General features: G+C 72.7%; 17 protein-coding genes and 2 pseudogenes. 7 read left to right on the top strand and 12 right to left on the bottom strand.

All coding sequences use genetic code 11. The features are described from left to right. Window positions 1–195: pseudogene (locus FF36_RS24405) on the bottom strand (IS701 family transposase); the annotation flags it as partial. Window positions 196–335: 140 nt separating this feature from the next. Next, window positions 336–1,811: a DUF262 domain-containing protein gene (locus tag FF36_RS33280; protein ID WP_157871737.1), complete on the bottom strand. Its 1,476-nt coding sequence runs from the start codon at window positions 1,809–1,811 to the stop codon at window positions 336–338. Window positions 1,812–2,044: 233 nt separating this feature from the next. Here FF36_RS33280 and FF36_RS24400 point away from each other — a divergent pair, with 233 nt between their 5' ends. Both FF36_RS24400 and FF36_RS24395 read left to right on the top strand, forming a co-directional pair. Continuing rightward, window positions 2,045–2,668, top strand: a complete 624-nt coding sequence (locus tag FF36_RS24400) for a TetR/AcrR family transcriptional regulator (protein WP_339325621.1) — start codon at window positions 2,045–2,047, stop codon at window positions 2,666–2,668. A 124-nt stretch (window positions 2,669–2,792) separates the two neighbouring features. Next, the gene (locus FF36_RS24395) at window positions 2,793–4,388 is read left to right on the top strand and encodes a DHA2 family efflux MFS transporter permease subunit (protein WP_044887500.1); all 1,596 of its coding nucleotides are present in this window, start codon (window positions 2,793–2,795) and stop codon (window positions 4,386–4,388) included. 156 nt (window positions 4,389–4,544) lie between these two features. Here FF36_RS24395 and FF36_RS24390 read toward each other — a convergent pair. The 5 genes and pseudogenes from FF36_RS24390 to FF36_RS24370 all read right to left on the bottom strand — a co-directional run. After that, window positions 4,545–5,108 (bottom strand): annotated as a pseudogene (locus FF36_RS24390) (hypothetical protein); the annotation flags it as partial. 551 nt (window positions 5,109–5,659) lie between these two features. Beyond that, complete coding sequence (locus FF36_RS24385; RefSeq protein ID WP_044887498.1) at window positions 5,660–6,727, bottom strand: lysylphosphatidylglycerol synthase transmembrane domain-containing protein; 1,068 nt, start codon at window positions 6,725–6,727, stop codon at window positions 5,660–5,662. 146 nt (window positions 6,728–6,873) lie between these two features. After that, the gene (dxs, locus tag FF36_RS24380; protein WP_044887497.1) at window positions 6,874–8,844 is read right to left on the bottom strand and encodes a 1-deoxy-D-xylulose-5-phosphate synthase; all 1,971 of its coding nucleotides are present in this window, start codon (window positions 8,842–8,844) and stop codon (window positions 6,874–6,876) included. 157 nt (window positions 8,845–9,001) lie between these two features. Beyond that, window positions 9,002–10,675, bottom strand: coding sequence for a class I SAM-dependent RNA methyltransferase (locus FF36_RS24375; protein WP_082122194.1), 1,674 nt, complete (start codon window positions 10,673–10,675; stop codon window positions 9,002–9,004). Further along, window positions 10,672–12,771: an APC family permease gene (locus tag FF36_RS24370; RefSeq protein WP_044887496.1), complete on the bottom strand. Its 2,100-nt coding sequence runs from the start codon at window positions 12,769–12,771 to the stop codon at window positions 10,672–10,674. The genes FF36_RS24375 and FF36_RS24370 overlap by 4 nt, the downstream gene beginning before the upstream one ends. Window positions 12,772–12,890: 119 nt before the next feature. Between FF36_RS24370 and FF36_RS24365 the strand changes: the two genes are divergently transcribed. Both FF36_RS24365 and FF36_RS24360 read left to right on the top strand, forming a co-directional pair. Then, entirely contained in the window at window positions 12,891–13,598 is a 708-nt protein-coding gene (locus tag FF36_RS24365; RefSeq protein ID WP_082122193.1) for a potassium channel family protein, read from the top strand. Between the two features lie 2 nt (window positions 13,599–13,600). After that, the gene (locus tag FF36_RS24360; RefSeq protein ID WP_044887507.1) at window positions 13,601–14,296 is read left to right on the top strand and encodes a potassium channel family protein; all 696 of its coding nucleotides are present in this window, start codon (window positions 13,601–13,603) and stop codon (window positions 14,294–14,296) included. Between the two features lie 21 nt (window positions 14,297–14,317). Here FF36_RS24360 and FF36_RS24355 read toward each other — a convergent pair whose 3' ends face one another. From FF36_RS24355 to dut, 4 genes are all read right to left on the bottom strand, one after another. After that, a complete protein-coding gene (locus FF36_RS24355) occupies window positions 14,318–15,055 on the bottom strand; it encodes a DUF3159 domain-containing protein (RefSeq protein WP_044887495.1) in 738 nt (245 codons plus the stop codon). Window positions 15,056–15,101: 46 nt separating this feature from the next. Beyond that, window positions 15,102–15,488 carry an OB-fold nucleic acid binding domain-containing protein gene (locus tag FF36_RS24350; RefSeq protein WP_044887494.1) on the bottom strand — a complete coding sequence of 129 codons (387 nt, stop codon included), beginning with the start codon at window positions 15,486–15,488 and terminating at the stop codon, window positions 15,102–15,104. A gap of 163 nt (window positions 15,489–15,651) precedes the next feature. Then, window positions 15,652–16,365 carry a DUF3710 domain-containing protein gene (locus tag FF36_RS24345; protein ID WP_044887506.1) on the bottom strand — a complete coding sequence of 238 codons (714 nt, stop codon included), beginning with the start codon at window positions 16,363–16,365 and terminating at the stop codon, window positions 15,652–15,654. Continuing rightward, window positions 16,346–17,011 carry a dUTP diphosphatase gene (gene dut, locus FF36_RS24340; protein WP_044887493.1) on the bottom strand — a complete coding sequence of 222 codons (666 nt, stop codon included), beginning with the start codon at window positions 17,009–17,011 and terminating at the stop codon, window positions 16,346–16,348. Before dut ends, FF36_RS24345 begins: the two co-directional genes overlap by 20 nt. Before the next feature lie 295 nt (window positions 17,012–17,306). On the opposite strand from dut, the gene FF36_RS24335 reads away from it, so the two are divergent. Together FF36_RS24335 and FF36_RS24330 are read left to right on the top strand one after the other, a co-directional pair. After that, window positions 17,307–17,615, top strand: a complete 309-nt coding sequence (locus tag FF36_RS24335) for a DUF4235 domain-containing protein (RefSeq protein WP_044887492.1) — start codon at window positions 17,307–17,309, stop codon at window positions 17,613–17,615. A gap of 72 nt (window positions 17,616–17,687) precedes the next feature. Beyond that, a complete protein-coding gene (locus FF36_RS24330) occupies window positions 17,688–18,206 on the top strand; it encodes a gamma carbonic anhydrase family protein (protein WP_044887491.1) in 519 nt (172 codons plus the stop codon). Here the strand turns inward: FF36_RS24330 and FF36_RS24325 are convergent. Then, window positions 18,189–19,391: a sigma-70 family RNA polymerase sigma factor gene (locus tag FF36_RS24325; RefSeq protein WP_242419509.1), complete on the bottom strand. Its 1,203-nt coding sequence runs from the start codon at window positions 19,389–19,391 to the stop codon at window positions 18,189–18,191. The two genes, FF36_RS24330 and FF36_RS24325, sit on opposite strands and share 18 nt — an antisense overlap. Before the next feature lie 435 nt (window positions 19,392–19,826). Between FF36_RS24325 and FF36_RS24320 the strand changes: the two genes are divergently transcribed. Next, window positions 19,827–21,095, top strand: a 1,269-nt coding sequence (locus tag FF36_RS24320; RefSeq protein ID WP_242422805.1) for an MFS transporter, incomplete at its 5' end; no start/stop codon positions are given. Between the last annotated feature and the right edge of the window lie 2 nt (window positions 21,096–21,097).

Raw genomic sequence — 21,097 nt, 5'->3', positions numbered from 1 at the left:
GTCGGCGTCCCACGCGTACTCGTTCAACAACCGCTGCATCTTCTGCGGCCCGGACTCACGGCTGAACTCCGCCAGCGTCCACCCGTTCTTCCGCTCGGTCCGAGACAACAACCCCGCCACATACGCCCGCGCCTGCGCCCGGGGCTGATCAGACCGGAAACAGCCTTCCACCCGGCCGAACAGCTCCTCCAGCCCNGCCTCCCACATCGCNACATCCACCTCGGATACACTCTGAGCCGCGGCCACCGCGGTCTCTCCCTTTGTTCTCACAAAACATGGAGAAACACACGGTGGCCGCTCTTCCGTCCACACCACGCCGCACTCGAAGCAAGAGATCACACACCGACCACTGTCGCTGTAGTACTAGGAAGCTTTCGAGGGACTCCGTCGGGCTCGGAATGAAGAGCCGGGCCGCAGCCCATAGCTGCTGGACGTTCCGGGCTCCGCGCGGGAAAAGACGGTGCACCGCGAGCGCCGCCGTCGACTGTTCGACGAGCAGCTCCGAAAGATCGTTTTTTTGTACCGTTTACCAGTAAAAGCGGAGATCTGGGCTGTAGCCACCACCAGGAGCATAGAATGATCTTCCCGACCGCCTCGTTCGTGCGGAATCGCACGGCGCTCGGAATCTCCCTCACCGATCGATCCATCGACTTGACAAGTTCCTGCACCGACGTTTCTTCATGACCCGGCCGGACCAGAGCACAGAGAATGCGGCTCACCTGGGTGAAGCTGCCCTTGAACACCGTTGGACCACCCACAGCCGCACGCCAGTAGAAACGGCGGAGCAGGATCCGATTCCGTTCGGTAGGTTCGGGAAAGTGCGCAAAGAATCGAACAAGTACGACGAGCAGGGCCTTGTATGTCAGCAGGGAGAGATGCGGCACACCGGCGTCCCGCTGCAGAAATGCGACAGCTCGCACAAGCGCCGCCTCGCTCTCGGCATAAGCCGATTCCTGCGACTCGCCGGGGAAATCCGATGTAACCCGCCGGTCACCATCAGCAAACTCGCCACGTATATCACGCATAGGATCAGGGCCACGCCTGGCGCGTATCGAGTGCAGTACCGTGTTTGCATCAATTAGGCCGAACCCGGTCTGCGCGTCAACGCGCTCAGCGATCCGCGACAGCGAGAGGCGTTGGGCCGAGCCCTCTTCTGGACCGGCAAACAGAGCGGAGAATATCTCGGCCCGACTCAACCTTTTGCCGAAGTTGTTCATTCGGTCAAAGATGTCGGTAAGGACTTCCTCGTCGTCCTGGCGGACCAGGTAGGCTGGGATCTTGTACTGGCGAAGCATCGTTGCAATACGTTGCGCCACAGGAAAATACTCTCGGGCACCCCGACCCGAATCAGAGAACCAGCCAATCAGCTCTACGAGATCAAACAAAATCGGTAGGGGTATGTAATAATCGTCCATCACCCTGGGGCGATCAACAAATTTCTGAGCCTTGAGGTCGTAGTGCACAGAGAACGGGCTGTGCCTGTTCCCCTCGGGATGCAGCGCGTTGGCAATACTCGTGATGCGCTGCTGACCATCGACGACCCAGAAGGTGTTTTCACCTTCTGGGGCTGCAATCCGCAACTCCCCCAGCGTGACAGACTCGACACCAGAATGCCGAACCCAAAGCAGCAAGCTGCCGATTGGATATCCCTTGATGATGCTGTCGAAAAGCCGGACGACATCCTGGCTTCCCCAGCGGAAGTCACGCTGGAAATGAGGGACCCGGACCCGACCCTGCCAGGCCTGGGCGACGAGATCCTCCAACTCGTACGTCGTAGCACTGGGTTGGGTGCCGAGTCCGTCGGTCGACATGGCAACCATCCTTCACGTTACGAGCGAACGGCCGCCCCGCGCCCGACACTGCCCTACGAGGACTCGTCTCGACCCAACGACGCAGCGAGTGATGATCACCTTACTGGCCTGCCGAGACGCCGAGGCCCGGGCCGATGCTGTGGGCCAACGACGAGTGGCTCATGCTAGACAAAGTAGTGAGTGGCCACTACCTTGCCAGTGTGAGGACACGGACTGAGGGTGGCAGTGGGCGGATGAGCGCCGAGCAGCGGCGGGCGAGCGTGCTCGCCGCGGCCGTCGTGGAGTTCGCCCACGGCGGGCTGACCGGCACGTCCACGGAGTCGATCGCGGCGCGGGCCGGCATCTCCCAGCCGTACCTGTTCCGGCTGTACCCGACGAAGAAGGCGCTGTTCCTCGCCGTCATCGAGGACACCTTTCGCCGGACCGCCACCCACTTCGAGCGGGCCGTCGGCGAGCTGACCGGCGAGGCCGCGCTGGACGCCATGAAGGAGTCCTACCAGGAACTGCTGGCGGACCCGACGTATCTGCTGAATCAGTTGCAGGCCTACTCCGGCTGCTACGACCCGGACGTCCAGGTCGCGACCCGCACCGGCTTCCACCGGCTGTGGGACGACGTCGTCCGCATCACCGGCCTGCCGACCGACGAGATCCGGCTGTTCTTCGCCTACGGCATGCTGTTCAACATCATCGCGGCGATGGACCTCGCCGTCCTCGACGAACAGTGGGCGCAGATGATCTGCATGGTGGCACCGCCGGGCTCGACCGCCGCCAGCGCCCTGAGACCCGACGCGCCGAGCCCCGACCTTCCGGGCCCCGACCTTCCGGGGCCCGGCGCCCTGGAGCCCCACCCCACCTGATCCGGATCGACCGCGGCACGCCGGCTCCCGGCGGGCCATAGCCCGGCGCGCACGTCCAAGGTAGTGACTGGTTACTACCTGACAAAGATAGTGAGTGCTCACAAGAAACGGAAGGAGAACCGCCATGCCCCGACGCCCCAGCACCGCTTGGACCCTCGTCGTGACGTCGCTGGCCGCGTTCATGGTGTCCCTGGACAACCTGGTGGTCACCACGGCGCTCCCGCGGATCCGCGAGGATCTCGGTGCTGGTCTGGAAGGCCTGGAATGGACGGTGAACGCCTACACCCTGCCGTTTGCCGTCCTGCTGCTCACCGGGGCGGCCCTGGGTGACCGACTCGGGCGCCGGCGGGTGTTCCTCGCCGGTCTCGCCGTGTTCACCCTGGGCAGCGCGGGTGCCGCGCTCGCCCCGTCGATCGGCGTCCTCATCACCGCCCGCGCCGTGCAGGGTGTCGGCGCCGCCTTCGTGCTGCCGCTGACCCTCACGCTGCTCGCCGCGGCCGTGCCCGAGGAGCGCCGGGGCGCCGCCCTCGGCATCTGGGGGGCGATGACGGGGCTGGCCGTGGCGGTCGGCCCGCTCATCGGCGGCGCGGTCACCGAGGGCGCGAGCTGGCAGTGGATCTTCTGGGTCAACGTGCCGATCGGCCTCGTCGCGCTGCCCGTCGGGCTGCGCGCGCTCACCGAGTCGCGGGTCCGCTCGTCCCGGCTCGACCTCACGGGCGCCGCGCTGATCAGCGCCGGGCTGTTGGGCGTCACCTTCGGCCTCGTCCGCGGGGAGGGGCACGGCTGGACGAGCACCCCGGTGCTCGGCGCGCTGGTACTCGGCGGCCTCGGCATCGCCGCGTTCGTCGCCTGGGAGCTTCGGGTCGCCCGCCGGGGCGGGACGCCGATGCTGCCGATGGGGTTGTTCCGCGTCCGCGGCTTCGCGGCCGTGAACGCCACCGCGCTGCTGTTCTCGATGGGTATGTTCGGCTCGATCTTCCTGCTGGCCCAGGCGCTGCAGAACGTCTACGGCTACTCGCCGCTGCAGGCCGGCGTGCGGACCCTGCCGTGGACGGCGATGCCGCTGCTCATCGCGCCGCTCGCCGGGCCGGTGTCGGACCGCATCGGTGGCCGGCCGCTGCTGGTCGGCGGGCTGGCGCTCAACGCCGCCGGACTCGCCTGGATCGCGCTGGTGCTCACCACGCACATGTCGTACTCGGCACTGATCGGGCCGTTCATCCTCTCCGGTGTCGGCATGGCACTGTTCTTCGTGCCGATCGCGACCGTCGCGCTCGGGGTCGTGCCCGCCCGGATGCAGGGCATCGCGTCGGGCACCAACAACGCCCTGCGCGAGCTCGGTGGAGTGCTCGGCATCGCGGTGCTGTCGTCGGTCTTCACCGCCCGCGGCGGCTATGACACGCCGGCGGCGTTCGTCGACGGGACGCGGCCCGCGCTGTGGCTGGGCGTGATCGCCGTCGCCCTCGCCCTGCTCTGCGCCCTGTCCATCCCCAGGCGTGGCGGCCTCGCCGCCGGGACCGCCGACGAGGCGTCCGAGGACGCAGGGCCGGCCGAGACGGCGCAGCCGGCCGCGGGAGTAGGCAGCGGCGCGGCGATCGGTGCCACCGACCTCCCCGCGTCGGCGGACGGCGGATCAGGCGGCGCGGGCCGGCGGGTTCCCGTCGCCCAGGCCACCGCGGCCGGAGCCACCACCCGAGTCACCACCGCCCGAACCACCACCTGAACCGCCACCGCCTGAACCATCGCCGCCCGAACCGCCACCCAGGCCACCGCTCGAGCCACCGCTCCCAGGGATGTCCGGCAACCCACCGAACGGTCCCGGCGGCTGCCCGTCCGCGGTGCCGCCGCCGGCACCGGCGGTGAAGGGCGCGCCCGGGGNGAGCAGACAGTAGCCGCCGGACTCCCTGCCCACCTGGTAGGACTCCCGGCTGGCCGAGTCGTCACCGCGCCGGATGTCGACCTGGACCTCCCGGATCGTCTGGGCGGCGGCGGGATGGCGAGTCTGCACGCCCCGCACGGCGAACGACGCGATGCCCCCGCTGATCCCGTCGAGCGCCCGCATGAGGATCGTGTACTCGACGGCCGACCGGTTGCCCCGGACCGAGCTGCACAGCCGGTCGTAGGCGGCGTCGTAGTGGCCGGCGCGGACGTCGCCGAGATAGGACCGCACGGCCTCGGCGGGGCCGTTGTCGGACCGGGTGAGCAGAACGATGCCGGTGCCGCCCGCGCCGACGGCCACGGCGAGCACGAGGACGAGCGGGATCAGCCAGCGGGCCGGCCCGCGGCGCGGCGGTGCCCCCGGTGGCCTGGCCGGTGGCCCGGCCGGCCCGCCCGGCCAGACCGGGCCGCCCCAGCCGTGGGGCGGGGACCCGGGCCCGCTGGGTGGTCCGGCGGGAGCCACCATGTTCGGTGGCCCGCCCACGCCGACGGGGATCGGCCGCATGGGCGGTCCGACGCCGGCGGGACCGACGGGGACCGGGCCCACCGGAGCGGGACCTGTGGGGGCTGGGCCATGGGGCACCGCGCCAGGAGGGGCCGCGCCCACGGGGGCGGAGGGGGGCGAGGACCAGGCGGTCCCGGTGCCGCGTTCGGTGCCCGGCCGCCGCGGTGCCGGCTGCGGGCGGGGGATCTGCGCAGCCAGGAGCGGGTGTGGGCCGGCAGGCCGATCCGCGGGCGCCGGGCTCCAGCCCGGTCCGGATGCGGTCGCGGCGAAGGGAGCGGCGGGCGGCGCGGGCGGGGCCCAGGGGCCCAGGGGCCCGGTCGTGTCCGCCAGGTCAGCGTCCTCGGCGCCCGGCTCCCGCCGACCGGACGGGTTCTCGCTGCCCTGGCCGTTCATACGTCTCCCTCGTGGCCGGTCGAACCGTCGGTTCTCGATCCGGTCGCCCCGCCGCCCATCACATCATCCTGCCCGTATGGGCAGCGTGGGCGGGGGCGAGGAGATCCCACGGGGGCGGACGGGGCACCGGCGGCTCGACGCAGGCGCCGCCTGCTCCGCTAGCGGCGCGTCGCCGGGTCCGGCAGAGGGTCGGCGGCACGCTCCCCCGGCGGCGCCCCGGGCCCGGGCCCGGCATCCGGACCAGGTTCCGGGGACGCGGCGGGAATCGGCGCGCCCCGCCCGCGCAGGGCCACGCCGACGCCGGCCCACACCAGGTCGGCCACGGTGGCCAACAGCCGGGCAACCAGGGCGACGAGCGTGGCGGGACCGCCCGCGACGGCGGGCGCGAGCGCGAGCACGAGCACCGCCTCGCGGACCCCCGCGCCGGCCGGAACCACCAGCACCAGGAAGCCGGCGGTCCAGGCCAGGGCGTAGGCGCCGACCGAGAGCAGCAGCAGCCGCCCTCCGCCGACCTCGGGATCGAGATCGCGCACGAGCAGCCAGGTCGCCAGGCCGTACCAGCAGAAGCTGACCAGCAGCCAGCCGGCGCCGGCGGCGATGGGGCGCAGCGTCAGCGGCTCGTCGAGCGGCGCGCGGCGCAGCAGCCGGAATCCCAGCGCCAGCAGCCGGGACAGCACCGACGGGTAGAGCACGACGGCGAACACCGGGACGGCGGCCAGCGCCCACCAGTAGCGCGCGAGCGCGTCGGCGGAGACGAACGGGAGGGTGACCGCGGCGGCGAGACCCCCGCTGGGAACGGCGAGGGCCAGCACGACCAGGCTCGCCGAGGCCGCCTTCGGCCGGGAGATGCCGTAGTCGCGGGAAAGCTCCATCTGAGCGAGGACCGGCCACACGCTGCCCGGGATGTACTTCCCGATCTGACCCACGAAGAAAATCCGTACCGCCGCCCGCAGCGGCAGTTCGGCGCCGAGCCCGGCCAGCAACGCCCGCCAGGACAGCACCGTCGTCCCGACGGCGAGGACGGTCGCGACCCCCGAGGCGACGACGCTGCCGACGGTGAGCAGGCGGAACGAGTCCCGCACGTCGTTCCACTGGCTGACCAGGGCCACCGCCAGCAGGCCGAGGGCCACCAGCAGCGCGCCGCGCACGAGCCACCAGCGCGGGCCGCGCCCGGACCGGCGCGCGGAGACGGCCGCCGGCTCGGCCGACGCGGTGTGCTGACCCACCGGGCCAGCCTAGGCCGGGATCCCGGCCGTCGGTGCGCCGACCCCCGGGACCGGCCCCGTCGGGCGGCGCGCAGACGGCGGCGCCCCACCGCCGGGGGTGCCGGTGGTGGGGCGCCGAATCCGCGAGACGCGGTGGGCAGCGACGATCAGTGCTGGTCGGCGACCTGCTCGCCGGTACGCTGCGCGCCCGGGGAGGCCTGGTCGGCGTCCGCGGCCGGGTCGCCCTCCAGCGCGGGCTGACGCTTCGCGATGGCCTCGACGACCTTGCGGGCGAGGTCCTGGGGGGCGAGGCCGACCTCGGCGATGATCTCGTCGCGCTTGGCGTGGTCGAGGAAGCGCTGGGCGATGCCGAAGTCACGCAGTGGGACGTCGACGTCGGCGTCGCGCAGGAGCTGGGCCAGCGACGACCCGACCCCGCCGACCCGGCCGTTGTCCTCGACGGTGACGACCAGGTCGTGGTCCCGGGCCAGGTCCACCAGCACGGTGGGCAGCGGCTTGACCCACCGGGGGTCGACGACGGTGATGCCGATGCCCTGGCTGGCGACCAGCCGCGCCACCTCCAGGCAGGTGGCGGCCATCGCGCCCACCGAGACGAGCAGCACCTCGCGGCGCTGGGCCACCGCCGGCGAGCGGAACAGCACGTCCACCCCGCCGATGGTGTCGATCGCCGGCACGTCCGCGGCCACCTTGCCCTTGGGGAAGCGGACCACGGTCGGCTTGTCGGTGGTCTCGACGGCCTCCCGCAGCTCGGCGCGCAGGGTCGGCGCGTCCCGGGGGGCGGCGATCGCGAGGCCGGGGACGACCTGCAGGAACGACATGTCCCACATGCCGTTGTGCGACGCGCCGTCCTCACCGGTCACCCCGGCCCGGTCGAGCACGAACGTCACCGGCTGGTTGTGCAGGGCGACGTCCATCAGGACCTGGTCGAAGGCACGGTTGAGGAACGTCGCGTACAGACACACGACCGGCTTGAGCCCGCCCATGGCGAGCCCGGCGGCCGAGGTGACGGCGTGCTGCTCGGCGATGCCGACGTCGAACACCCGGTCCGGGTACGCCTTGGCGAACGGGCCGAGGCCGACCGGCTGGAGCATCGCGGCCGTCAGGGTGACCACGTCGGGCCGCTCGGCGCCGAGCTGAACGATCTCCTCGGAGAAGATGTTCGTCCAGCTCGTGGTCTTCGACGTGGACACCGGCTTGCCGGTGACCGGGTCGATGACGCCGACGCCGTGGAAGTTGTCGGCGTCGTCCTGCTCGGCCGGCGGGTAGCCGAAGCCCTTGCGGGTGACGCAGTGGACGATGACCGGCCCGCCGAAGTCGCGGGCGCGGCGCAGGGCGGACTCGACCGCGACGACGTCATGACCGTCGACCGGGCCGACGTACTTCAGCCCGAGGTCCTCGAACATCCCCTGCGGCTGGACGACGTCCTTGATGCCCTTCTTGATGCCGTGCAGCGCGTCGAACAGCGGCGCGCCGACCAGCGGCGTGCGGCCGAGGACCTGCTTGACGACGTCGAGGACCTGCTCGTACTCGGGGGCCAGGCGCAGGGCGGCCAGATGGTCGGCGAGGCCGCCGATCGTCGGCGCGTAGGACCGGCCGTTGTCGTTGACGACGACGACGACGGGGCGGTCATCCGCCGCGATGTTGTTCAGGGCCTCCCAGCACATGCCGCCGGTCAGCGCGCCGTCACCGACGACCGCGACGACGGCCCGGTCCTCCCCGCGCAGCGCGTAGGCGCGCGAGAGCCCGTCGGCGTAGGACAGGGCGGTCGAGGCGTGCGAGTTCTCGATGATGTCGTGCTCGGACTCGGCCCGGCTGGGGTAGCCCGAAAGGCCGCCCCGCTGGCGCAGCCCGTCGAAATCACCCGACCGACCGGTGAGAATCTTGTGGACATACGACTGGTGGCCGGTGTCCCAGAGGATGCGGTCAAACGGCGAATCAAACACTCGGTGTATCGCCAGCGTCAGCTCGACGGCACCGAGATTGGGTCCGAGGTGGCCTCCGGTACGCGCGACGGCGTGAATGAGGAAATCACGGATCTCGGCCGCCAGGGTGCCGAGCTCCTCATGGTCGAGGCGCTTGACGTCCTGGGGACAGCTGATCGTGGACAGAAGCGACACGGCGTGAACTCCCTCTCCCGAAAGGGGATCGGTCCGGGTCCGGCAAAGTCTACGCAGCTCCCCTGCGCGCTCGCAGACGGGCTGACGACATGTGAGTTCCTCGTGGATGAGGAGGCAATAGACCTGCTCGGGGTAAAATGCACCCCCGACTCGCACACTATTGGTCGGGATGCGGGTACGCAGACGTACCGCGCGCCCCGGCGTGGCGCGCGGACGACACGCCGGGGCGACCGGGCGGCGGCGGAGCCGAGCGATCGGTCCCGGTGGCGGCGATGCGTCCCACCTGCCGTACGGTTTCGGTTACAGCGGGTTCGGTGACGCGCGGCTTCAGCAGGGCCACGCATTCGACGTGCGCGGTCATCGGAAACAGGTCGAACGCACGCAGCGAGACCAGCTCGTAACCAAGCTCGGATGCGGCGGCCAGGTCCCGGCCCAAGGCCACCGGGTCGCATGCGACGTACGCGACGGCACGCGGGTGGTGGGCGAGCAGCGCGGCCATCACGGCGGGCCCCGCCCCCGTGCGCGGCGGGTCCAGCACGGCGATGTCCACGCGGCCGGCCGTCGGTCCGCTGCCGATCACCCCGCGCACCGTCGCCGGGGTGACCCGCACCGAGCGCAGCGAGACCTCGGGCAGGTCGGCGAGGCTGCGGGCGGCGGCGGCGACCGCCGCGGCGTCGGACTCCATCGCGACGACGCGGCCGCCGGGGCCGACGTCGACGGCGAGGAACGCGGCGAACAGGCCCGCCCCCGAATACAGGTCGAGCGCGGTCTCGCCAGGACCGGGCCGCAACGCGTCGCGCACGGCGGCGACCAGCACCCGCGGGGCCCCCGGGTGGACCTGCCAGAACACGTCCGGCCCGAGCTGGAACCGCCGCTGCTCCACCGTCTCGACGACCTCGCCCGGCGCCGGCGCCGCCCCGGCCGGATGTACCGCGACGGCCACCTGACCGGTGGAGGGACTCGCGGCGACCTCGACCGCGTCGGCGCCGGGGAACCGGCGCCCGGCCAGCGCCGCGGCCACGAGCGGGTGGGCGATGCGGCAGTCCGGGGTGGCGACCACCTCGTGGGAACGGCTGGCCCGCAGTCCGATCTCGCCCTGCGCGGTGACGGCGAAGCGCATCCGGGTCCGCCAGCCCAGGCCGTCGTCCGCACCGCTCCCCGCCTGGTCACTCCCCCCCTGGTCGCTCCCCGCCTGGTCACTCCCCGCCTGGTCACTCCCGCCGTCAACGGACACCGCCTCGACGATCACTCGCACGGGCCCGCGTCGGGTACTGGCCTCCCCCGGTCGGTCCGCAGGCACAGCGGCCGCACGAGGCGCGGCGGGCGGGACGGGTGCGGCGGGCGAGCCGGGTGCGGCGGGCGAGCCGGGTGCGGGGTGGGCCTCGGGGTCTGCCTCGGCGTCCAGGCCGCCGAACCGGCGCAGGGCCTCCGCGATCACCTCGGCCTTGCCCCGGCGCTGCGCCGCGAGGTCGGCGTGCTGCCAGTCGCAGCCCCCGCAGGCGCCGGGACCGGCATGCGGGCAGGGAGCCGCCACCCGCTGCGGAGCAGGGGTGAGGACGTCGACGGCGTCGGCGCGCCAGTAGCGGTCGTGGGAGTCGTCGGTGACCCGGGCCCGGACCCGCTCCCCGGGCAGCGCGTGCCGCACGAACACGACCCGCCCGCCCGCGCGCGCCACGCAGAACCCGCCGTGGGCCACCTGCCCCACCACCAGCTCGATGATCGACCCCACCGCGGTCGCAGCCTCGGCGACGCCCCTCGTCGAGCCGGCGGACTTCCCCGCCGAGCCGGCGGCGGGGGCGGCGACGGCCGGCCGGCGGCGAGCGGGGCTCACTCCCGCTCCGCCGGCGGCGACCCGACATCGGCGGGGCCGACCGCGCCGGTGGAGCCCGCCGCGCCCGTCGACCCGCGGGTCGGCTCCAGGGTGGGCGGGCCGCCAACGGGTCCAGGCAGGGCGGCCCGGCCGCGGCGCACGGCGCCCGCGCCGGTCCGCTCCACCCGCCGCTCCGCGCCGCTGGACGAGGCGAGCTGCCACGGCACGCTGGTGACCATCACACCGGGCTGGAACAGCAGCCGGGCCTTGAGCCGCAGCGCGCTCTGGTTGTGCAGCAGGTGCTCCCACCAGTGACCGACGACGTACTCCGGGACGTAGACGGCCACGACGTCGCGGGGGCTTTCCCGCCGGATCCGAGCGACGTAGTCCAGCACCGGCCGGGTGACCTCCCGGTAGGGGGAGGCGAGCACCACCAGATCGATGCTGATGCCGCGTTCCGCCCACGCGTCGCGCAGCCGGTCGGCGTCGGCCTGGTCCACGGCGACGGTGAGCGCGACGAGGCTGTGCGGCCGGGACGCCTTGGCGTAGGCCAGCGCCCGCAGCGTCGGTGCGTGGATCTTGCTGACGAGGACCACGGCCCGGATCCTCGAGGGCAGGGTCGGGGGGCCCGGCTCCGGGGTGAGCTCGACGGCGACCCGGTCGTAGTGGCCCCGGATCCCCCGCATGCCGAGAAAGATGATCGGGATGGCCAGGCAGACGATCCAGGCGCCGTGGGTGAACTTCGTGACGAGCACGAGAACCAGCACGGTGCCGGTGAGGCAGGCGCCGATGAAGTTGATCGTCTGGGAACGGCGGATCCGTCGGCGGCCGGCGGGGTCGGGTGCCGACGGGCCGGTCGAGCGCAGGATGCGCGCCCAGTGCCGCACCATCCCCGTCTGGCTCAGGGTGAACGAGATGAACACCCCGAGGATGTAGAGCTGGATCAGGGCGGTGACCTGCGCGTGGTACGTGACGATCAGCACGACCGCGAAGCCGGCCAGCAGGACGATCCCGTTGGAATAGGCCAGCCGGTCGCCGCGGGTGTGGAGCTGGCGAGGCAGGTAGCCGTCACGCGCGAGGATCGAGCCCAGCACCGGGAAGCCGTTGAAGGCGGTGTTCGCGGCGAGCATGAGGATGAGCGTGGTGACCGTGGCGATGTAGACGAAGCCGGGCGAGCCGTCGCCGAAGACGGCGGCGGCGACCTGGGCGATGACCGTCGGCTGCTCGCCGCTGGCCCCGACGAGGTCCTTGGTGTGCTCGGCGACGTGCACGTCCGAGATCAGGGCCAGGGCGGTGACGCCGGCGAACATGGCGACCGCGATGACGCCCATGAGCAGCAGGGTGGTCGCGGCGTTGCGGCTCTTGGGCTTCCGGAACGCGGGCACGCCGTTGCTGATCGCCTCGACCCCGGTCAGCGCCGTGCAGCCCGAGGCGAACGCCCGCAGCACCAGGAACGCCAGGGCGAACCCGGCGTAGTCGTGCTCGGCGACCACGTGGTAGCCCGCGCTCTCGGCCCGCGGGGTGTGGCCGAAGGCCGTCTTGATCAGGCCGGTTACGATCATCACGGCGATGCCGGCCACGAAGCCGTAGGTCGGGATGGCGAAGGCGGTCCCGGACTCGCGCACGCCCCGCAGGTTCATCATCGTCAGCACGATGACGATGACGACGGCGATGATGACCTTGTGCGGAGCCAGCCCGGTGACCGCCGATGTCAGGTTCGCGACACCCGCCGACACCGACACGGCGACCGTCAGGACGTAGTCGACGAGCAGGGCGCTGCCGACGAGCAGGCCGGCGCGGGGGCCGAGGTTGGTCGAGACGACCTCGTAGTCGCCGCCGCCGCTCGGGTAGGCGTGCACGTTCTGCCGATAGGAGGCGACCACCGTCAGCATGAGCACGATGACGGCGCCGGCCAGCCAGGGCGAGAGGTGGTAGAAGGCCAACCCGCCCAGCGACAGGACGAGCAGGATCTCCTCTGTTGCGTAGGAGACCGACGACAGGGCGTCACTCGCGAAAACGGGCAACGCGACGCGTTTGGAGAGCAATGTCTCCCCGAGCCGGTCGCTCCCGATCGGTCGACCGACGAAACCGCGCTTCAGGCGGTCCGTGAGCGCCACGCGGCGATGCTACCGATGTCGGCTACCGCTACACGCAACTGTGATGTGGCGCACACAAACCCGTGCCGGTCGGGGTCACGCGCCCGGGGGTGGCGGATCTCCGTATACAGAGCACTCCGGTGACGATCCGCGCCGCGCGGGCCGGATCCGACTACGCTCCCCTCGTGCATGTCGTGATCCTCGGTTGTGGCCGGGTCGGCTCCGCCCTCGCCCGCGGTGTCGAGCGGCTCGGCCACTCGGTAGCGATCATCGACCAGAACGCGGCCGCGTTCGGCCGGCTGGACGCGACCTTCGCCGGCCAGCGCGTCACCGGGATGGGCTTCGACCGCGACACCCTCGTCGAGGCGGGCATCGAGCGGGCCGCCGCGTTCGCCGCCGTGTCCAGCGGGGACAACTCGAACATCATCGCTGCCCGGGTCGCCCGGGAGATGTTCGGGGTCGAGCGGGTCGTGGCGCGGATCTACGACCCCCGCCGCGCCGAGGTCTACGAGCGGCTCGGCATCCCCACCGTCGCGACCGTGCGCTGGACCCGCGACCAGATCCTCGGCCGGCTGCTCCCGGATGCCGTCACCGCGCAGTGGTCCGATCCGTCCGGTTCGGTGCTGCTGACCGCGATCCCGCCCGGGGCCGCCTGGGTGGGCCGCAAGCTGCGCGAGCTGGAGGAGGCTGCGGGGGTACGGGTCGTCTGCGTCACCCGGTTCGGCGAGGGCGTGCTGCCCGACGCCCGCACCCTCGTTCAGGACGGCGACGTGCTGCACGTGGCCGTGACGAAGGCCCGTGCCACCGAGGCCGACACGGTGCTGCGCACTGGTCCGGAGGAGAAGTGACGGTGAACGTGCGCCGGGTGGTGATCGCGGGTGCGGGCAAGGTGGGCCGCTCCATCGCCGCCGAACTGCTGGAGAACGGCTCCGAGGTGCTCATCATCGAGCGGGACCCGCAGAAGATCCGCACCGACGCGCTGCCCGACGCCAGGTGGCTGCTCGCCGACGCCTGCGAGCTGTCCCAGCTCGACGCCGCGGGGCTGAACGAATGCACCGTCCTCGTGGCGGCGACCGGGGACGACAAGGTCAACCTGGTTGTGTCGCTGCTGGCGAAGACCGAGTTCGGTGTGCCGCGGGTGGTCGCCCGGGTCAACCATCCCAAGAACGAGTGGCTGTTCACCGAGTCGTGGGGGGTCGACGTCGCCGTCTCCGCCCCGCGGCTGCTCACCGCGCTGGTCGAGGAGGCCGTCAGCGTCGGCGACCTGGTGCGGCTCATGCGTTTCCGGCAGAGCGACGCCTCCCTCGTCGAGCTCACCCTCGCCGAGGACGCGCCCGTGGTCGGTCGGCGCATCGGCGAGATCACCCTGCCGCCGGACACCGCCCTCGTGGTGATCCTGCGCAACGGGCGGGCGGTCATCCCGTCCCCGGACGCGACGTTGGAGCACGGCGACGAGGTGCTCGCGGTCGCGACCAGCTCGGAGGCCGAGGAGCAGCTCGCCGCCCTGCTCGGCCCGGTGCCCGAGCAGACTCTCACCGGAGGCTGATCCGTCCGGACGACCCCGGGCTCAACGCGGCGGGCGGAGCGGATCGACGACCGGTGCCTCGGGGGACGGCGGGTCGGCCCGCACCACCTCGCCCTCGACCACCTCGCCCTCGACCACGGCCGCGCCCGACGCGGCGGGCGGCTCGGGCGGCAGCGGGGCGAGCCGGCGCACGATGGCGAAGCTGGCGAGGACGGCGAGGCCGAACAGCGGCAGGCCGAGCGCGATGTTCGCCGCCGCCAACCAGCCGGACTCGTCGGCGAGGTAGAGCACGCCCTGCACGCCGAAGCGCAGGGCGAACACGGCGCCCCAGACCAGGGTCGCCCACACCGCGGCCCGCCGCTGGCGGGGATCGTCCTTCCAGCCCACGTAGCGGGCGTCCAGGCCGGCCATGAGATAGCCGGCGATCGGCCGGCGCAGCACCACGGACAGCAGCGCCACGACGACGCCGAGGGCGTTCTTCGCGATGCCGGGGAGGAAGAACCCCTTCGCGTCGCCGGTGCGCGAGGCGACGAACGCGGCGACCGCGACGGCGAACAGGCCGGAGAACGTCTGCTGCGTCGGCTCGCGCCGCACGATGCGCAGGACGAGCAGGCCAAGCGCGGCGGCGATGGCGACGGCGATGCCGGCGGTCAGCCCGGCCTCGGCGTTCACCGTCACGAACGCCACGGTCGGGATGGAGCTGTCGATGATTCCCCGGGGCCCGCCGATGGCCTCGGACATCGTCATCGGCGGCGCGTCGGGGGTGGGCAGTCGTGGCATCGTCGGTGGGGATCCTGTCGGTGAGGGGCCGGTTCCCCGCCCGAACCTAGGCGCTCGCGGAGGGGACCGGCAGGAGTTCGTACCGCGGGTTGAAGATGCTCGGGCGACCCTCCTGCACAGTGACGCGACCGGACGCCTTCACCGAGGCACCGGCCCGCAGGCCCGGGATGTCCCGGCGGCCCAGGAACACCAGCGTCACGGTGCCGCTGCCGTCGTAGATGTCGACCTCCAGGGTCGGCGCGCCGGCCCGCGCGCGCACCGTCACCGCCTGGATGGTACCCGCGACGCAGGTCTCGTCCCGGTCACGACAACCGCTCATCGGAACGGCGCCCGCCGCCGCGGAGGCGGCCTGGAGATCCTCGGCGTCGAGCTCGTTCGTTCCCGCCGTCAGCCTGTGGAGCTTGCGCCCCCACCAACCGTGTGGCTCGCCCACGGCTCCTCCGTTCCCGCGCGAGCAACCCTGCCCGAACACGTCTGATGCAACGAATGACCGAGGCTCAGTGTGCCCGCGGCAAGCCGCACGATCGAGCGATCCACGTGCGGATACGTACCGTGTGCGGTACAGGGCGGCGCGTTGCGAACCGCTGCGCCCCGGGTCAGCGGAGCTCGGCGGTGCGGACGCCGGGCGCCGGCATCTCGGGCCGCCCGCTCGTCGCCGCGGTCGCCGAGCCGCCGGGGCCGTCAGGATGGTCGGCGACCTCCCGGGGCAGGGTCAGCGGCAGGGGATCCCGCACCGGCATCGCGCCGTCCCCGCGGGACACCACAAGCTGACGCAGCGTCTCGTCGAGCAGCGGGGCGGCCCCCGGCTCGCCCCCGGCCACGCCGGTCACCACAGCACGCAGGAACCAGCGCGGGCCGTCGACGCCCATCATCCGGCCGGGAACGGTCTCGCCCGGGCGGCCGGTGGGCAGCAGCATCCGCAGCTCGGGCCCGAACGCGCCGTTCGTCTCGCGACCGCCGGCCGCCTCGATCGTCGTCAGGATCTCGGCGCGCACCTCGTCCCACAGGCCGCGGCTCTTGGGCGCGGCGAAGACCGACAGCTCCATCGCGCTGCGCCCGTCGGTGACGAGCACCGTCAACGGCTGGCCGGTCGCCTCCTCCACCTGGAACTGCACCTGCACGCCCGGCAGCGCCGGGATCCGCAACGAACCGAGGTCGAGCCGGTGAAGATCGTCCTCCGGCACCTCGGTGACGTCGTAGGGACCGTCCAACACCACCGATGCCGCCTTGGCGACCGGCGCGCGCCGCTCGGGCGCCTGGGGCCGGGACGCCTCGTGCTGATCGGATTCCCTACGCCCGCGGCCGAACACCACCGGACTCCCTTCCCGCCCCCCCGGGCGTCCCCGCGCCGACCCCGGCGCCGGGACCCTCCGTCGAGCCGAAGCCACCCGTCGAACCGAACCCACCGCTGCCGCGCACCGAGGCGGGCAGCTCGTCCACGTCGCGGAAGACGGCATGCTCCACACGCTGCACCACGAGCTGGGCGATCCGGTCGCCCCTACGCAACGTGATCGGATCGGATCGATCGGTATTGATGAGAACTACTTTGATTTCACCACGGTAACCGGCGTCGACCGTGCCGGGCGCGTTGACCACCGTCACGCCGTGCCGGGCGGCCAGGCCACTGCGCGGATGCACGAACGCCGCGTAGCCCACCGGCAGCGCGATCGCCAGGCCCGTGCCGACGACGGCGCGCTCGCCCGGCGCGAGGGTCACATCCTGCGTGGTCACCAGATCCGCGCCCGCGTCGGACGGCTGGGCGTACGCCGGCGGCACCGACTCGCGGTCCAGCCGCCGCACGAGGACCTCTACCCGACCCGCCGCCGCGGCCCCGGTGTCCGACGCCACAGCCCCGGCCACCGTTTCGGGCGCGGCCGGTCCGGGCGGTGCCGCGGGAGCCTCTGGGGCAACGGAAGCCACGGGGGCAGCGGGGATCGTCTGATCGGGGGCGGTCATGGGTCTGCTCTCCTGCCTGGACGGGCCGAACGGGGAGGTGGATGGTCGCCGCCGACGGCCGTCGCCGGCGCCCGCTGCGCCGCGCCGGATGTCCGCGATCCGCGAGATGAACCTTAGGCCATCCCCAGCGCGGCACCGGCGGTGCGCCCCGCGTGGCGGCGGGACCGCCCGGCCGTGATCGGATAGGGACCACCGGCGGCCCACCCAGGCCAGCTGGGGGTAAGCGGTGCCACCGGGGTAGGGACAACACACGGGCGGGCCAGTGCGGCCCGCGGCGCAGAACGAGAGGTGCGGGGTGGCGAAAGCGGCATCGAAGCTGGGATGGAAGGTCGTCGGCGGGGCGGCGACGGCGCTCGCGGGCACGGCGGCCAGCCGCGGGGTCACGGCCGTGTACCGCAAGGTGCGCAAGTCCGACCCGCCGGTCAACCCGGCCGACCCGGACACCGCCTGGGCGGAGGCGATCGCCTGGGCGGCGATCTCCGGGCTGGCGATCGGGCTCGGCCGGCTCGCGGCGGAGCGGACGGTTGCCCGCGGCTGGGCCAGGGCGACGGGCTCCCCGCCGCCCGGCATGGTCCGTCCGGAGGTCTCCACCTCGACGGACTGATCCGCACACCCGGCGGTCTCGGCGGGGCACGATGGAGGCCACAGTCGCGCACGACGACCCGCGGGAGGCCGGATGGCCGTGTACGCCCTGGGAGACGCCGTCCCCGTCATCGACCCGACGGCCTACGTCCACCCGGACGCCATCGTCATCGGCACGGTGACGATCGGCCCCGAGTCGACCGTGTGGCCGGGGGCGGTGCTGCGCGGCGACTACGGGTCGATCGTGATCGGCGCCCGCACCTCCGTCCAGGACGGCACGGTGATCCACGCGACCGAGGAGCTGGCGACCGTCGTCGGCGACGACTGCACGATCGGGCACCTCGCGCACCTGGAGGGCTGCGTGGTCGAGGACGGCTCGCTGATCGGGTCCGGCTCGGTGGTCCTGCACCGGGTCCGGGTCGGGCGCGGCGGGCTGGTCGGGGCCGGGGCCGTCGTCGTGGGCGGCACGGTCGTGCCGCCGGGCGGGCGGGCGCTCGGGATCCCGGCCAAGGTGCTGCCCGGCGGCGCGGACCAGGCAGATCTCGCCGCCGGCGCCGCCGTCTACGTGGCGAACGGCAAGCGCTACCGCGAGCAGCTACGCCGGATCGACTGAACCCGCCCCGGCCCCGTCACCCGGCCCCACCGTGCGCCCCGGCAAGGCTGGGACCCCCGGTGGGGCCGCGGCCTTGGATGGGGCCGCGGCCGGTAGGTGCCGCATCTTCTCCGGGTTCGCCATGATGTTGATCTCGACGATCCGGCCGCCCGCGACGTGCAGGCCGGCGATGTAGCGCAGGACGTCGCCCTCGAAGTTCGCGAAGCCGGGTTCGCCGTTGACCTCGATCGGCTGGATCCGCACCCGCCCGTCGGCGCGCCGGGCCGCCTTCGCGAGGATGCCGAGCACAAACCGGGCGACCCGGTCGGCGCCCACCACCGGCCGGCGGGCGGCCTGCGCGAGTCCCCCACCGTCGGAGCGCAGGACGGCGTCCGGATCGAGCAGGGACAGCAGCCCGTCGAGCTCGCCGCCGGCCGCCGCGGCGAAGAAGGCCTCGGCAACGCGGCGACGCGACGCCGGATCCGGGTCGAAGCGGACCGACCGGTCACGGACGTGGCGCCGCGCCCGGCTGGCGAGCTGGCGGGCCGCGGCCGGGGTGCGCCCGGTGGCCGCGGCGATCTCGGTGAAGTCGTAGCCGAACACGTCGTGGAGGATGAAGGCGGTGCGTTCGGCCGGGCTGAGCGTTTCGAGCACGACCATCATCGCCATGCTCACCGACTCGGCGAGCGTCACCCGGTCGGCCGGGTCCGGCGCCCGGCCCCCGCTGGCGGGGTCAGGACCGACCGGCACCGCCGCACCGGCGACGAACGCGGCGTCCAGCACAGGCGAGCCGGCATCGGCGCCGCCCCCGGCGCCGTCGCCGCCGGCGAGCCCGGCGACGAACGGTTCGGGCAGCCAGGGCCCGACGTACCCCTCCCGGCGCCCGCGGGCCGAGCGGAGCTGGTCCAGGCACAGCCGGCTGACCACCACGGTCAGCCAGGCGCGCAGGTCGGAGATCCGGTCGGCGTCGACCCGGCCGAGGCGCAGCCAGGCCTCCTGCACCGCGTCCTCGGCGTCGGCGAAGGAGCCGAGCAGGCGGTAGGCCACCCCCCGCAGGTGGGGACGCTCGGCCTCGAACGCCGCGGCCAGCGCCGCGGGACCGGCCGCGCCGGACACGCCGCCCGGCACAGACTCCCCGTCAGGACGCGGTGCCTCGGCAGGGACGGCGTCGGGGGTCTCCGCGACGCGGTGCGGGACTGTCCTCATCGGCTCCTCCGCAAGCTTCCGGGCGCCACGGACCGGACGTCACCGGCCCCGACCGTCGGGCGTGGCACGCCCCCTCCCCCACCTGGACGGGATATCCGGCATCGGGGTGACATCCTCCGGCGGCCGGGTGGCCGGGTGGCCGGGTGGCCGGGTGGCCGGGCGACGATCTCACGGGCGGCCGGCGGCCCGCGACCGCATGTCTCACCGCGCGGCTCCCGGCCGGGTGAGCGGATGTCTCAGAGAGTGTCACAGCTCGCGCGTCGCCGCGTAACGGTGCGTTCCTACGGTCGTGGCATCACCCGCACCCCGGAGGATCATCACATGAGTGCCACGCTGGAAGGCGTCCCGACCACCGACCTCGCGCCGGCCGCGTCCCGCCGGGGCCGGTGGATCGACGACTGGCGGCCCGACGACCCGACCTTCTGGGACGGCGGNGGGTCCCGCATCGCCCGCCGCAACCTGATCTTCTCGATCCTGGCCGAGCATGTCGGCTTCTCGATCTGGTCGCTGTGGTCGGTGATGGTCCTGTTCCTCGGGCCGAAGTACCACATCGATCCCGCCGGAAAGTTCCTGCTGACGTCGTTGCCGACGCTGGTCGGCAGCGTGCTGCGCATCCCGTACACGTTCGCCGTCGCCCGCTTCGGCGGGCGCAACTGGACGATCTTCAGCGCGCTGCTGCTGCTCGTCCCCACGATCCTCGCCGCGATCGTCCTCGAACCCGGCGTCTCGTACACCACCCTGCTGATCGTCGCCGCGGTCGCGGGCGTCGGCGGCGGCAACTTCGCCTCGTCGATGACGAACATCAACGCCTACTACCCGGACCGGCTCAAGGGCCGGGCGCTCGGGCTCAACGCCGGCGGCGGGAACCTGGGCGTGGCCGCGATCCAGCTCGTCGCCCTGCTCGTGCTCGCCACGGCGGGCAAGGGCCACCCGCGGGTCGTCCTGGCGATCTACATTCCGCTGATCGTGCTGGTCTCGCTCGGCGCGGCGCTGTTCATGGACAACCTCTCCACGGCGCGCAACGACCGGGGCGCGATGCGCGAGGTCGCCCGCGACGGCCACACGTGGGTGATGTCGCTGCTCTACATCGGCACGTTCGGCTCGTTCATCGGCTTTGGCTTCGCCTTCGGGCAGGTGCTGCAGGTGCAGTTCGCCGACCGGTTCGACACCCCGATCAAGGCCGCCTACCTGACGTTCCTCGGGCCGCTGCTCGGCTCGCTGATCCGCCCGCTCGGCGGCCTCATGGCCGACCGGTTCGGCGGCGCCCGCATCACGTTCGCGAACTTCGTGGCGATGGCCGCAGCGGCTGCGGTCGTGCTCGTCGCCTCGCTGACGGACTCGCTGGCCCTGTTCCTCGTCGGGTTCATCGCCCTGTTCGTCTTCAGCGGCGTCGGCAACGGGTCGACGTACAAGATGATCCCTGCGATCTTCCGGGCGAAGTCGCGCCTCGCCGTCGACGCCGGCGCCGATCCGCTGGCGGCCCAGCACCTCGCCCGGCGCCGCTCCGGCGCGCTGATCGGCCTGGCCGGCGCGATCGGCGCGTTCGGCGGGGTGCTGGTGAACCTGGCCTTCCGGCAGTCGTTCCTGAGCTACAAGTCCGGCGACGCGGCGTACATCTCCTTCATCGCCTACTACGCGCTGTGCTTCGTCGTCACCTGGTTCGTCTACCTGCGGCCCTCAGCCCAGCGGCTGCGCGGCATCTGAGC

Source organism: Frankia torreyi (assembly GCF_000948395.1).
GTDB lineage: Bacteria > Actinomycetota > Actinomycetes > Frankiales > Frankiaceae > Frankia > Frankia torreyi.
The sequence above is the reverse complement of the archived record's forward strand: the minus strand, read 5'-3'. Positions and strand labels throughout refer to the sequence as shown.